Genomic DNA, 14,521 nt, shown 5'->3' with positions numbered 1-14,521 from the left:
AAGATATAGTATTGCATTATAGAATTGTTATTTACTATTGTCAAATAATAATCATTATGAACCCTGACTTTACTTCCCGCATTCGAAAGAGAACCTGGCTGCTGCTGATGCTGGGGCTGGCTGTTTTTCTGACAGCTCATGCCCAAACTACCCTGACCGTCACCGGCCGTGTTACCGATGAAACCGGCCAGTCATTACCCGGCGTGACGCTATTGCTCAAAGGCTCCTCCAACGGTACAACAACCAACGCGGAGGGGATCTACCGGCTATCGGTGCCTGCCGGTAATGCCGTACTGGTTGTATCCTACGTGGGGTACCTTAGCCAGGAAGTAGTCGTTGCCAACCGGTCGACGATTGATGTCCAGTTGACACCCGGCGATAAAACGCTGGGCGAGGTTGTGGTGGTTGGCTACGGTACCCAGGAAAAGAAAGATCTGACGGGCGCCATTGCTTCGGTGAGTTCAAAAGATATTCAGAAGTTACCCGTCTCGGGCGTCGATCAGGCATTGCAGGGGCAGGTAGCGGGCTTGCAGATTTCGCAGAGCAACGGTGCGCCCGGCGGCAACACCAACATTCTGATTCGGGGTATTGGCTCAATTTCAGGCGGAAACGAACCGCTCTTTGTGATTGACGGATACCCGGTGACCAACTCAGGCATCGGCAACCCGCTCAACACCATCAACCCCAACGATATCGAGAGTATCGACGTGCTGAAAGATGCCTCATCAACGGCTATCTATGGATCGCGCGGCTCTAACGGGGTTATCATGATCACAACCAAGCGCGGAAAGGCGGGTAAAGCACGCATCGAAGTGGACGCGTACACGGGTTTTCAGCAGGTAGCCAAAAAACTGGATTTATTGAATACCCGCGATTTTGCCCAGTTCGTCACCGAAGGGCGTAACAACGGCTATCTGGATAACGTGGCTACGGGAAAGGTAACGGACCCGAATTCTGTTCGCCCCAATTCGTACCAGATTCCGAGTATCCTCCAGGGCGACCTGTCTAAGCTTCCCGATACGGACTGGCAGGACGTTATTTTCCGCACGGCCCCGATTCAAAACTACCAGGTGTCGGCATCGGGCGGTACCGACAAGCTGCGGTATGCCTTGTCGGGCGGTTATTTCAGCCAGAAAGGCATCATCATCAGTTCCGGTCTGGAGCGCTACAGTTTTCGGCTTAATCTGGATGGCAAACTGTCGGATAAACTCACGGTGGGTGTAACGATGCTGCCAAGTTTCACTAAAATCGACGATGTCAGTGCCATTGGCCACTCGGGCGGGGCGGTGGTGCAGGCGGCTTTGTCATTGCCTCCGTATGTGCCTGTTTATGACGCCAACGGCAATTACACCATCACCTACCAACCCACCGAAGGCGACATTGCGTATCCGCATCCGGTGCAGTTGGCGAATGAATTACAGATCAACGGCACCCAGTTCCGCCTGTTTGGGAATGCCTACGCCGAATACGAAATCCTGAACGGCTTGAAGTTCAGGTCGACGGTAGGGGCCGACCTGAACTACTCGAAAAACCGCCGGTTCGATCCCAACACGTACAACCCGGTATCGGTGCTGACCAACGCCACCGCCACCAACAGCGAAGCCACCAACTGGCTCACAGAGAACACCTTTAGCTACAAAAAGCAGGTGGGTCGCCACGCCGTTGATGCCGTGGTTGGTTTCACCGCCCAGAATGCCTACGCCAATAGCATTCAGGCGCAGGCCACCCGCTTTCCCGACAACCTGATCGACAATATTAACGGGGGTACGGTCAATGCGGGGAGTGAGGGCACAACGGTTCATACGATGCTGTCGTACCTGGCCAGGGTCAACTACTCGCTGAACGACAAATACCTGTTTACCGCTACTGTTCGGCGCGATGGGTCATCCCGGTTCGGTGCCGACAACCGGTGGGGTACGTTCCCATCGGCATCCGTGGGCTGGCGGGTATCGGAAGAGAATTTCATGAAGGGGCTGACATTCGTGTCGGACCTGAAGTTGCGCGCCAGCTACGGCCTGACCGGTAACAATGCTATTGGCGATTATCGGGCCATTGGCCAACTGCGCGATGCCAACTATGTGCTGGGCAATGCGCTGGCCCCCGGTCTCGGCCGGTCGTCGTTCACCAATAGTTTGCTGGGTTGGGAATCGATGAAGCAGCTTGACCTGGGCATTGACTTTAGTCTGCTCAACAGCCGGGTTGCCGTCACGGCCGACTATTACGACAAGCGCAATACCGACATGCTCTTTAGCATTCAGACCCCATCGGCAACCGGACTGACGAGTGCGCTCGTCAACCTGGGCGAAGTGCAGAACCGGGGTATCGAACTGGCGCTCACCACTCGGAATACGGTGAAGGCGTTTAAGTGGACCACCAACTTCAATATTACCTTCAACCGAAACAAGGTGCTGGCCATGAGTGCCGAAACGGAGAAAATATTCTCGTCGGCACTGGGCCGGCAGGTATACGCCGTGACGCAGGTGGGCGACCCCATCGGAAGCTTCTTCGGTCGGCGGATGATCGGCGTGTTCCAGACCAACGAAGAAGCGACGACCTACGGTAAACAGCCCTTCGCCAAAGCGGGCGATTTCAAGTGGGAAGACATCAACAACGATGGCCGGATCGACGATAACGACCGGACGGTGATCGGCAGTCCCCATCCCGACTTCTTTTTCGGCTTTAACAACAATTTCTCGTACAAGGGCTTCACGCTCGACGTGCTGACTAACGGTATGGTGGGGCAAAAGATTTTCAACTCTACTTTCTCGATCAACACCTCCGGCGTTCAGAACCAGATTCAGGAGGCTTTTGACAACCGCTACGTATCGCCTACACAACCGGGCAACGGCGTGTATGGCCGCGCTATCCGCGGAAGCCGGAACAACAACACGGTGTTTAGCAGTGCCTACCTGTTCGATGGGTCGTTCCTGCGGATTCGCAATGTCTCGCTCGGCTACAACATACCCACGTCTGTCGTGAATCGGCTGCGTCTGGGCTCTGCGCGGGTGTATGCCACGGCGACGAACCTGTTCACCTTCACCAACTATAACGGCTTCGATCCGGAGGTGAGCGGATCGGGCGACGATGTTCGGGCGGCTGGCCTCGACTTTGGCACGTACCCACAGGCCCGTACCATCACGTTTGGTATCAATCTCGGTTTTTAACCCACCACTTTACCTTCACAAGACGATGAAAATCAAGTATATATCTTTGGTTCTGCTGGCGCTGTTATCGACCGCCTGTGAGGAGTCATTCCTGGAGCAGGTGCCGGTTACCGAACGAAGCGAAGTTAACTTCTACAAAACAACGGCTGATTTCAACAACGCCGTGGTGGGGGTGTATGCGACCCTGAAAAACCCCGGTTTATACGGCGGGGGAAGCGGTGCCCTGTTTTCGATGGCCGAAATCATCACCGACAACACTGATCTGGGTGTTACGCGTCAGCCGGTAAACCTCCCGATCTTCGAGATCGACGACTACCTGATTACGATCTCTAACGCTACCGTCGGGGCTGCCTGGACGGGGCATTACCTGGGCATTGCCCGGACCAATGCCATTCTGGATCGCCTGCCTGCCACCACGATTCCGCAGGCGAGTAAAGACAGGTTCGAGGGCGAGGCCAAGTTTATGCGGGCCATGTTCTACTTCAACCTGGTTCGGTTCTTTGGTGATGTTCAATTGCTTACGTCGGAGGTTAGCTCGCCCTACGGGGCTAACGACCTGCCCCGGAGTCCGGCGGCTCAGGTGTACGAACTCATTGTGAACGACCTGAAAGCAGCCGAAGAGAAATTACCCGCTACGATTGCCAACGCCGAAGCCGGCCGGGCGTCCCGCTGGGCGGCAAAATCATTGTTGGGTAAGGTCTACCTGACCCTTAAGCAGTACGATAATGCGGCTGCAAAACTAAAAGAGGTTGTCGATTCGAAGGCGCACGACCTGATGCCGTCGTATGCCAGTGTGTTTGCCAACACAACCTCGTTTGCGGCCAATCGCGAGGTGATTTTTGCGGTGCAATACCTGTCGGGACAAATCGGGCAGGGCTCCGATATGTGGTCGAACTGGGCACCGTTCAACGCCGGTACTGCCTTGCTCGGCACGGGCGGTGGCGGTGGTGGCGGATTCAATCGCCCCACGGCCGATCTGGTCAAAGCCTACGAAGCGGGTGACGTGCGCAAGGATGCGTCGTTGCTAACCACTTATAAAAACGCGCAGGGGCGCGATGTGGCCGATGCGTATGTGGTGAAATTCCGGCAACAGGGAGCACTAAATGCCGACTCCGACGTCGATTTTCCGATACTACGCTACGCCGATGTACTGCTGATGTATGCCGAAGCGCTCAACGAACAGGGCAAAACAGCCGACGCCCTGCCGTTCCTGAATCAGGTTCGGAAACGGGCCGGCCTCGCTGACAAAACGGGCCTCACCCAGGCGACAATGCGGCTGGCCCTCGAAGACGAACGCCGGGTTGAGCTGGCCTTCGAAAATCATCGCTGGTTCGATCTGCTGCGTACCGATCGGTATATGACGGTTCTGACGGCCAAAGGGCTGAAGGTGTTGAGCCATCAGAAACTGTACCCGATCCCACTGCGCGAAATTGATCTGAACAAAAAGCTGACACAAAATACAGGCTATTAAGCCATTGGCCATGTCACGACTGAGCGTCATCTTACTGGGAGTTGTCTTGTTGTTGTTGGAGTTTCCTCTGAACGCGCAGCCGGTGAAACGACTGTACCTGGCCAACGACGACCATACCGACTATATGTGGACGGGGAACGAAGCGCAGTACGACACGGTGTTCGTCCGTATGCTCGACTATTACCTCCGGCAGATCGATTCGACCCAGCATTTACCCGATGATTTTCAGGCGCGGTTCAATTGTGATGGCAGTTACTGGCTCAAAACGTACCAGAAGTTTCGGAGTCCGGCCCAGTTCGAACGGCTCATTGGTCGCATTCGGTCGGGGCATATCAGCAGTCCGCTCAATGGGTTGGTCAGCACGTATGGGGGCCAACCCACCGAAGCGGTCCTGCGGGGCATGTATTACGCCGGGCAACTCGAACGGCAGTGGAATTTACGGTTCAGGATGGCGGTATGCATGGAAAACCAGACGCTGCCACTCGGCCTGAGTTCGCTCTGGGCGGGGGCGGGGGCCAAATACAGTTGGCGGGGCGTGTGTGGCTGCGCGAGTAAAATATCCCACGAAAGTCTGGCGCACCGCCGAAACCAACTTTACCGCTATATGGGTCAGGATGGCCGGTCCGTCATCATGAAATGGTACAATCGACCCATCTATAACGGTCGGACACTGGGCGGCTACGCCGAAGCCCGGCGCGAGAAAGTGCCAACGGATATTGTGGGCGACATGGGTAAGGTGATAACCGACCTGAGCACGATGTGCGATACCGTTTCGGCCCGTTCGGTTTATCCGTTCAATGTAGCGGGTGCGTTTGGCTATGGCTGGGATGATCTGGATACCTATGTGTCGCCCGCCTTTACCACCGCAGCCCAACGGTACTCGACGGCCACTCGCCGGGTACGTGTCTCGAACGAAGAAGACTTCTTTGCCGACGTTGAACGTACCTACCCGAAGCTCCCGACTGAGTCGGTGAGTTATGGCAACGAGTGGGATTTGTACCCCGTCTCGATGAACGAAACCACCGCCCATATTCGCCGGGCCACCGAAAAACTACGGTCGGCCGAGGGGTTGGCGGCTCTGGTATCGCTCAAAGACAGCACTTTTGCCCGCGACCTGAAAACGGCCCGCGATCTGGCCTGGGAAGCCTATGGCCTGTATTGGGAGCACGACTGGACGGCTGATGGCCCCGTATCGAAACGCGAGCGAGCCAACTGGCAAACCAAACTGCACCATCGGATTGTCGGGTACGTAGATTCGCTCTATACCCGGGCGGTGTTGGCGATGGGTCAGCAGCTTAAGGCCAACCCGGGAGCGAGAGCACAGCGGTTTTACGTATTCAATCCCCTGAACTGGTCGCGAAACGATTTTGCTGATGTTGCGTATGCCGGAAATGGCCCTGTCCGGGTGATTGATTTGCAGATAAACCGGGAGGCTATTAGTCAGCTGATTCAAAAAGGCGGCAAATCATTCGTGCGCATCTGGGCCGAAAACGTACCATCCGTCGGCTACAAGGTCTATGAAATTCAGCAGGGATCGCCGACTCGATGGCCCGACGCGGCTGAGGTAGCGGGTGAGTTTATTCAGAACGACTACTACCGAATTCGGCTGAAAAAGTCGGGTGTCATCAGCGAACTCTATGACCGGAAAGCGAATAACCGTCAGTTGGTGAAGCCGACCTATGGGCGATTGCTGAACGACATTGGTACCACGAATCCCGACGCGGGTAATTCGCTGGTCGCGGAAAATAAAGGCCCCGTATCGGTCACGTTCAAAGCGGTTTCCAACGACCCAATTGCTCATACGGTACGGGTAACGCTGTTTCGGAACAACCGGATCGATATTGAAGACAGCCTGCAAGCCAATTTTGGGGATGTGAAAGCCTGGTCGTTTTCACTGAACCTCGATAAGCCAACGACTAACCACGAAGAGTTGGGGGCAATTCTGACCGCGAAAAAGGAGACTCGTGGCGGCCACTATGCCAGCCAGAATGCCCGGCATGATTACCAGACCTTCAACCACTTTGCCGACGTCGCCGAACCAACTTACGGGGTCACGATCTCGAATCAGGATTGCAGTTTCTTCAAGCTGGGTCAAAGCATCGCAACGGCGGCCCGGCCCGATTCGCTTTGGGAAACGTCGGCCCAGTTGAACGCGCTGGCTGGCGGGCAGGTAGATACCTATGGGTCCGGCAAAAAAGACACGCTCCGGCTGGGTATCTACAATCAGAATGGGGTAAAAGACCTCCGCTACCACTTTGCCCTGACGACTCACTCGGGTGCATTCGACGCATTGGTTGCCATGAAGTTTGCACTCGAACACCAAAATCCGCTCGTAGCCGGAGCCGTAACGGGTAATGCTGGTACTTATCCTGAAACGACATTCTCGCTGCTGAAAACCGACGCTCCGGGCTTGCTGATCTGGGGCTTGAAACCGAGCGAAGAAGGAATCAACAACGGTCTGATTGCCCGGTTCTGGAATCTGAACAAAACGGCCGCCACACCCACGCTGAATTGGGCATTGCCAATCCGCCGGGCCTGGCAAACCACGCATATTGAAACCAATGAGCAGGTGCTGAAGCCTATTAGTACCAGTCTGAAAACGAGTTTTAGCCCTCGTCAACTGAACACGTATCGGATTCAATTCTAAACGAGAGCTTGATTGTCCATAAATGTCAATACGTATTTGAGTAAACTGATTAATCATAGGTTGGAATGGAAAGGCCGTCGGGCCGCCGACGCGGGGAATCCTGGCGGCCTTTTTTGTCAAACAACTAATGAATGAGTACTGATAACCTACCTTAAAACACCATTATGCTTCGTCGTCTGTTTCTTGCCGTCAGCCTTCTGTTACCTCAACTCATTCTGGCACAACCTGATTGGAAGGTTGTAGGGCAACTTAAAACGCGTGATGCCAAATCCATCAAATCGAGCACCTGGAGCATCGGGGGCGAAACACTCGACCGCGATTACACCGACTACCAATCGTACAAGTCGTATTTGGGACCATTGGGGGCCAAACGGATCCGGTTGCAGGGCGGCTGGAGCAAGTGTGAAAAAACGAAAGGGGTATACGATTGGAAATGGCTCGACGTGGTTATTCCCGATGCGGCTTCGCGCGGGGTAGCGCCCTGGGTCGAGCTTTCTTATGGGAACCCAATTTATGAGGGTGGGGGTGAAGCCAAGCTGGCGGGCCACATCCCAACCTCGCCCGAAGCCCTGGCCGCCTGGGACAACTGGGTGCGTGCCATCGTAGCGCGCTACAAAAATCAGGTGCCGGAATGGGAAATCTGGAACGAGCCTGACCTCAACCCATCGCACACGGGTAAAGAAATCGGCGAGTTTTATATCCGCACAGCCCGATTGGTTAAAGCTATCCAACCCAACGCTCGACTGATTGCGCTCGGTATGGCCAGCGTGACCCGGCTTGACTTTGTAAAGGACTTTTATGAGACACTCAAAAAGGAAAATGCGCTCGATTTGGTCGATGTAATGACCTACCACGGCTACGCGCATAACCCCGACACCTCGTATCCAAGGATTGAAGAGATGCGTAAACTCGTCTGGAGTTATAAACCGGGCGTTGTGTTTATGCAGGGTGAAAATGGGGCACCGTCGACCCCCAAAGAAATTACCATCGGTGCTATGCGCGATCAGGACTGGAGCGAGCTAACGCAAGCTAAATGGGACCTGCGACGGATGCTGGGCGACCACGGACGGGGCATCGCCACTAACCTGTTTACCATCTCCGACATTCACTACGCGGCCGGCGACCACATGGTTGGCGTAAACACCAAAGGCCTGTTGCAAACCAATCCCGACAAGACCATCAAGCGCCCTAAACTAGCTTACAAAGCCGCTCAGCACGTTTTTTCGCTGTTCGACGATCAAATCGAGCGAGTGCCCGATGTCAGACCAACCGTAAATCAGGAAACGGTGAACGGGTTTGCATACCGCCACAAATCAACAAAGGGCAGTCTGGTAACCCTTTGGAGTAAAGAAGCCCGACCCGCCGAGGAATATGTGGCCAAACCAACGATGATAGCTATCAAGGGTCAGTTCAAAACTCCAGTTTTCGTGGATTTGATCACGGGTAAAGTTTACGAGATCCCCAAAAAGCAGTGCCAACAATCAGGCGACACCTGGACATTTTCCGAAATACCCATACCCGATTACCCGGTATTGATTGCCGAGAAATCGGCCGTACATCTGTAGAGACGCATCCTTGCCGCACCGGCGGACCGGTCTCACCGCCGGATGGTACGCCGAAAAACAAATTGCTGACGCACGGGAGACGCAAGGATGCGTCTCTACAAACACATGAAAAATCTCCTGTTCGCCTACTTACTGCTCCTTTCAGGCACCGCATCTGCCCAGTTTATCGATACCTCAACCGAGCGGGTTAAAACGCCGTTGTCGGTCAAATTTAAGCGAATCGGAACGCTGAAGCCACGGTCAACAAACGACATTGCTTCGTCGCGCATTACAGTGGGCTGCGAAACCCTTGACCGCGATTTTACCGACTTCAACGGGTACAAAGCGTACCTGCCTCCGCTGGGTGTCAAGAAAATCCGGTTGCAGGCAGGATGGGCCAAGTGCGAGAAAGTGAAAGGGGTGTACGACTGGACGTGGCTCGACGAGATCATCGACTTTGCCGTTGCCAACAAGATTGACCCCTGGCTCGAAACCTCGTACGGCAATCCGATTTATGAAGGCGGTGGCGGGCGGGGTCTGCTCAACAGTATGCCGACTTCACCCGAAGGCTTCGCGGCTTACGGCCGCTGGGTCACGGCGCTGGTCACCCGCTACAAAGACCGGGTGAAGGAGTGGGAAATCTGGAATGAGCCCGACCATCCGATGCAGAAAAATTCGCCCGAAACAACCGCCGAGCTAAACATCCGGACGGGCGAGATCATCAAACGCATTCAGCCGGAGGCCAAAATTGCAGCCCTGGCCCTCGCTACCCATACCGACACAACGTACCTGAACCGGGCCTTGACCGTATTTGCCGACCGGAAAAAACTGGATTTGTTCACCTGGGTATCGTACCACAGTTACGCCTTCCGGCCCGAACAATCGTACATAGGCGTGGCCTCATTCAAACGGCAACTGGCCAAATACGCGCCCAACCTCCTGCTCCGGCAGGGCGAAAACGGAGCGCCTTCCGGCTACATCCCCAGCTACGCCCTCGACAAGTACTACTGGACCGAATATTCGCAGGCCAAGTACGATATGCGCCGGTTGCTCGGCGATCTGGGGCGCGACATTGAAACGTCGGTGTTCACCATCATCGACATCCGGTATGCGGGCGACACGCCGGTGCTGAACATGAAAGGCCTGATTCAGTCGGATCTCGACAAGACCGTCATTCGCCCGAAAGTCGCTTACTACGCGGTGCAGAATCTGGCCAGTGTGTTCGACAACCGGCTCGAACTAATTCCCGGTTTCAACGCGACAACAACCGCTAGAGAGTCGATTTCTTTATTCGGATACAAGCAAAAAGCGGGAAAAAAGCAGTTGGTCGCCGTTTGGTTAGACAGCAAAACGCCCACGAACCTGTTCACGACCACACCCATCGACATCACCATCAGCGACGGAAATTTCGATACCCCCGTCTGGGTCGATCTGCTGACGGGGCACATCTACGAAATCCCGAAAGGAAGCTGGCAGAAAACGGGTACAACCTACACCTTCAGCAACGTACCCGTTTACGATTCGCCCGTATTGATCGCTGATAAATCAATTTTTAGACTCTAAACATCCATGAACAGCAAGCTTCTCTTTCTATTCGTTCTGATGAGTAATCTGCTGTTTGCTCAACCGGAAGCGGACAAGCGGGTCGCTACGCTGACCGTGGCCGAGCGGGTGCTGAACAAGGGGCTGGCTACCATCGATATGGGGTTGTACCCTGGCAGTTTGCTGATGCACGGCATGGCGGAGTTGAGCATCGTTCAAAAAGACCCCAAAACCCTGAGCCGGGCGCTTGAGCTATTCGCGCAGTTCAACAGTGGCAAGATCGACGGGCGGGGGAGTTTTATCAGCTACAAGGCCGGAGGCAGCGGGGCCGCTTACCTAACGTACCTGAAAAAGTCGCCCGCGCTGACTGATCAGGTAGCCCGCTTTGCGGAGAAGATGGTCAGTGAACAGAAGCGTTCTGCCGAGGGAATCCTGACCGCCAACTGGGCCAAAGACAGTCTCGATCAGGTGTTTATCGACATGGCTTTTGCCGTAACGCCTTACTTGCTTTACAGCGGGTTGGCGCTCAATAAACCCGAATACGTGGACAAAGCGGTGTTTGAAACGCTGGAGCTATTCAGGGTTCTTCAGGATGCCAACGGCCTGCTCCATCAGGGTAGGGGTTTTCAGGGGAAGGGCGTGATTTCGCAGGACAACTGGAGCCGGGGCAACGGCTGGGGCGCGTTCGGGCTGGCTTCGTTGGTCCGCGACTTGCCCGATTCGCACCCGCAGAAAAAAGCCGTCAACGCACTGGCGAAGTCATTCTTTACGGCGGTACTCAGCCATCAGAACAAAAACGGGTTGTGGCACCAGGAAATGACCGATACGTCGTCGTATGTGGAAACGTCGGGCAGTGGACTGATGCTGTATGCCATCGGTATTGCCATCGAGAAAAAAGTGCTCGATCAATCGTATCTGCCCGCCTTCAAAAAGGGCCTGAGCGGCTACATGGCCTATATCGGCGACGACGGATCGGTAAGCCATACCTGCGGCAGTTGCCTGTGTCCGGGAAAAGGAACCAAAGCCGATTACAAAAAGCAGGGCTGGAAATTCAACGATCAGCACGCATTTGGCCCGGCTGTTCTGGCTTTTACGCAAGCCGCCAAACTGGGCATCATTACCATTGACGCGCCAACGGCGGGCTATTTCGTGGCTAACGAAGCCTCGCTTCGCAAGCCGCAGACGTATGTTCGGTATATGCCCGAAGCCAACGGGAATATCCTCTGGGAAAATGACCGCGTGGCCTTCCGGGTCTACGGGCCACCCGTAAAAGACCGGGTCAGCAGTGGCATCGACGTCTGGACAAAATCCGTCGAGTACCCCATTACCGACAAGTGGTACAGCCTGAATGCCGAGGGGCTGGAATACCATATCGACCGGGGCGAGGGCTGCGATTTTTTCCACGTCGGTTTCGGGCGGGGCAACGGCGGAACAGCCATCTGGTCGAACGACAAGCCCTACATTTCACAGCCCTACGCCACGCACAAAATTCTAAAGAACACCCCCGACGAAATCGCGTTCGAGCTGGTTTTCGACCCCTGGAAAGTGGACGGCGGACCGGCGGGGCCCTTTATGGTGTCGGAACGCAAGGTGATCAGCATGAAAATGGGGACGAACTTTTTCAAAGTCGTCAGCACATTCGAGACAGATCATAAAGGGCCAATCACGGTCGGCATCGGCATTTCCTATGTCGGAATGCCGGACCACGACAAACCCGAAATCTTGACCGATCCCAAAACCGGCCTGCTCAACGTCTGGGAATCGTATTTGCCCGCTAATGGCGAATTGGGCACCAGCATCATTGCCAACCCCGCGCTCATCAGCGGGTTTGCCACCCACAAAAATGAACAGTTCGTGCTGGTCAACGTCAAAGCGGGTCAGCCCATTACCTATTACGTAGGCGCGGGTTGGACCAAAAACCCGCACGTAAAGACAAAGCAGCAGTGGCTAACGTACCTGGAAAATGAATTACCCAAACTGACCTTTTAGCAAATGAATAGCCTGATAAGGTGCCTTGTTATGAAGCGTTTGCTGCTGATACCGCTGATGCTATGGTGTACGTTGCCCGCTTTTGGGCAGCAGAAAGCACCGTTTGTATTAGTCAGTCAATCGCAGCGGGCTGTAATCGTGCTGACCGGGGATGAGACAGAACCCGTACGGTTGGCTGTTCGGGATTTGATTCATGATGTAGAAAAAATTACGGGCAAAACGCTGGGAACAGCAAACAAGAAAATGCCCGGTCAGGCAGCTGTATTCATTCAGACCAAAGCGGGGTCAGCCCCGGAGCAATTTGAGCTAAACGTCCGAAACGGCGATCTGTACATCACCGGAACCAATCCACTCGGTACCGTCTTTGGCATCTATTACTTCGCTGAGCAGTATCTGGGCGTTGACCCCATGTATTTCTGGAATGATCGCATGCCCCGAAAGCAAGCGGTGTTACGTTGGGAAACCATTCAGTACCAGTCGAAAAAACCGACCTTTAAATACCGGGGCTGGTTCATTAATGACGAGGATTTGCTGACCGAGTGGTACGCAAATACCGGCCGCCGAAACATCGACTACCCGTTTTACCAGCAGGTAGCCGCCCCCAACCTTATCGCCAAAGTCTGCGAAACGGCCCTTCGGCTTCAGTTCAACCTGATTATTCCGGCCAGTTTTATCGACATCCGAAACCCGGCCGAAGCGACTCTGATTCAGGAAGCATCCAAACGGGGTCTGTTCGTTTCCATGCACCATGTGGAGCCAATGGGCGTGAGCGCGTTTTCGTATTTCAACTACTGGAAAGCCAAAGACGGCAGTAGTCCGCTGTTTTCATACTTCAGTAATCGCGAGAAGGTAGAAGAAGTATGGAGGGTATATGCTCGTGAGTGGGCGAAGTACCCAAACGTAATCTGGCAGATTGGCCTGCGCGGTATTGCCGACCGCCCCATGTGGCTGGCCGACCCCAACACCCCCCAAACCGATGCAGACCGGGGCAAGCTCATCTCCGACGCGATGGCGTTTCAGATGCGGCTGATTCAGGAAGTAGACCCTCGCCCGAACCCACCTGTGACCACCACGCTCTGGGCCGAAGGCTCGGTGTTGAACCAGGCCGGACACCTTCGTATACCAGAAAAAGTAACCGTCGTTTTTGCCGACAATTCGCCGGGGTGGCGCTGGCAGGCCGATTTCATGCAAACGCCCCGTTCGCAAAAAAATACCTACGGCGTGTATTACCACCACCAGCTATGGGGTTCAGGGCCTCATCTGGTGCAGATCGTGCCACCTGCGCAAACCTATAAAGTACTGAGTCAGGCGGTGCAAAAAGGCGATACGACCTACTGCATCCTGAACGTGTCGAACGTGCGGGAGTTTCAACTAGGCATTGCGGCTTCGGCGGAGATGCTGCGTGACTTCGCCGGATTTGATACCCGGCAGTTCAACGACCAGTGGTTTGCCGAGCGATTTGGTTCGTCCGCAAAGGCGGTGGCCCAGGCTTACCAGACCTATTTCGACAGTTTTGTCCTCAACGACAACACGGGCACACCAATTCTGATGGACGGCCAAACGGCCAGCCTTGGGGCAGGTATGCTAACCGAGTTGAAAGCTCAACTGACCGACTCGGTTCAGTACCAGGCTATCCTGAAAAACAAGCAGACCGAAACGGAGGAGAGCAAATGGATAAAGTCGGCGATTGGCGATATGCGGTCGGGCGATTTGTCCCTTAGTGAACAGCTGGTTCGGGTTGTCCGGCAGCGAGAGGGACTGATGCGAGCCGACGCACTGGCGATAAAAATAGCCCCTCAGCTAACGCCCGAGCAGCGGTTATTTTTCGAAGTCAACTTTGTTGCCCAAATCAAAATAATGCTTGGACTGGAAGACTGGCTCATGCACCTTATTCAGGCGAAACTGGCCGCTGATGCCGCCGATAAGAGCAGCGTAATACAGCATTTACAGGAGGCTACGCGGGCTATTTCGCTCGCTCAGCAGGGCAAAGCGTTGAGTGCTAAACCCGAGAAATGGAAAGACTGGTACCGGGGCGACAAGAAGCTGAACCTCGCCCGAAAAGAGGCCCTGACCAACGAAGTGATAACGCTCCTGAACTAGTAGGCGCCTGACGAATGAACTGCCTCAGCCAAAAGACCATAAAGACCCGGACCCCTTTTACTCA

7 protein-coding genes are annotated in these 14,521 nt (G+C 54.7%); all 7 read left to right on the top strand.

Annotation, left to right across the window (positions count from 1 at the left end):
• Nucleotides 1-56: 56 nt before the first annotated feature.
• The 7 genes from B1C80_RS20715 (at nt 57) to B1C80_RS20685 (ending at nt 14,457) form a co-directional block, all read left to right on the top strand.
• Nucleotides 57-3,164 carry a TonB-dependent receptor gene (locus B1C80_RS20715; RefSeq protein WP_077923127.1) on the top strand — a complete coding sequence of 1,036 codons (3,108 nt, stop codon included), beginning with the start codon at nt 57-59 and terminating at the stop codon, nt 3,162-3,164.
• Nucleotides 3,165-3,189: 25 nt separating this feature from the next.
• A complete protein-coding gene (locus B1C80_RS20710; protein ID WP_077923126.1) occupies nt 3,190-4,635 on the top strand; it encodes a RagB/SusD family nutrient uptake outer membrane protein in 1,446 nt (481 codons plus the stop codon).
• A gap of 10 nt (nt 4,636-4,645) precedes the next feature.
• Nucleotides 4,646-7,282 carry a glycosyl hydrolase-related protein gene (locus tag B1C80_RS20705; RefSeq protein WP_077923125.1) on the top strand — a complete coding sequence of 879 codons (2,637 nt, stop codon included), beginning with the start codon at nt 4,646-4,648 and terminating at the stop codon, nt 7,280-7,282.
• Between the two features lie 164 nt (nt 7,283-7,446).
• The gene (locus B1C80_RS20700; protein ID WP_077923124.1) at nt 7,447-8,847 is read left to right on the top strand and encodes a hypothetical protein; all 1,401 of its coding nucleotides are present in this window, start codon (nt 7,447-7,449) and stop codon (nt 8,845-8,847) included.
• 105 nt (nt 8,848-8,952) lie between these two features.
• Nucleotides 8,953-10,389 carry a hypothetical protein gene (locus B1C80_RS20695; protein WP_236648867.1) on the top strand — a complete coding sequence of 479 codons (1,437 nt, stop codon included), beginning with the start codon at nt 8,953-8,955 and terminating at the stop codon, nt 10,387-10,389.
• Nucleotides 10,390-10,395: 6 nt separating this feature from the next.
• Nucleotides 10,396-12,357: a DUF4861 family protein gene (locus B1C80_RS20690; RefSeq protein ID WP_077923122.1), complete on the top strand. Its 1,962-nt coding sequence runs from the start codon at nt 10,396-10,398 to the stop codon at nt 12,355-12,357.
• A 30-nt stretch (nt 12,358-12,387) separates the two neighbouring features.
• On the top strand, nt 12,388-14,457 hold the full coding sequence (locus tag B1C80_RS20685) for a glycosyl hydrolase 115 family protein (RefSeq protein ID WP_161492797.1): 2,070 nt from the start codon (nt 12,388-12,390) through the stop codon (nt 14,455-14,457).
• Nucleotides 14,458-14,521 lie beyond the last annotated feature (64 nt).

This window comes from Spirosoma sp. 209 (assembly GCF_002006735.1).
Classification (GTDB): Bacteria; Bacteroidota; Bacteroidia; order Cytophagales; family Spirosomataceae; genus Spirosoma; species Spirosoma sordidisoli.
This window is presented reverse-complemented; position numbering and strand designations above follow the sequence as displayed.

Bases quoted from the DNA above. Each gene is read 5' to 3' on its own strand.
- B1C80_RS20695 (WP_236648867.1), top strand. From the start codon at position 8,953: ATGAAAAATCTCCTGTTCGCCTACTTACTGCTCCTTTCAGGCACCGCA.
- B1C80_RS20685 (WP_161492797.1), top strand. From the start codon at position 12,388: ATGAAGCGTTTGCTGCTGATACCGCTGATGCTATGGTGTACGTTGCCC.
- B1C80_RS20705 (WP_077923125.1), top strand. From the start codon at position 4,646: ATGTCACGACTGAGCGTCATCTTACTGGGAGTTGTCTTGTTGTTGTTG.
- B1C80_RS20715 (WP_077923127.1), top strand. From the start codon at position 57: ATGAACCCTGACTTTACTTCCCGCATTCGAAAGAGAACCTGGCTGCTG.
- B1C80_RS20690 (WP_077923122.1), top strand. From the start codon at position 10,396: ATGAACAGCAAGCTTCTCTTTCTATTCGTTCTGATGAGTAATCTGCTG.
- B1C80_RS20700 (WP_077923124.1), top strand. From the start codon at position 7,447: ATGCTTCGTCGTCTGTTTCTTGCCGTCAGCCTTCTGTTACCTCAACTC.
- B1C80_RS20710 (WP_077923126.1), top strand. From the start codon at position 3,190: ATGAAAATCAAGTATATATCTTTGGTTCTGCTGGCGCTGTTATCGACC.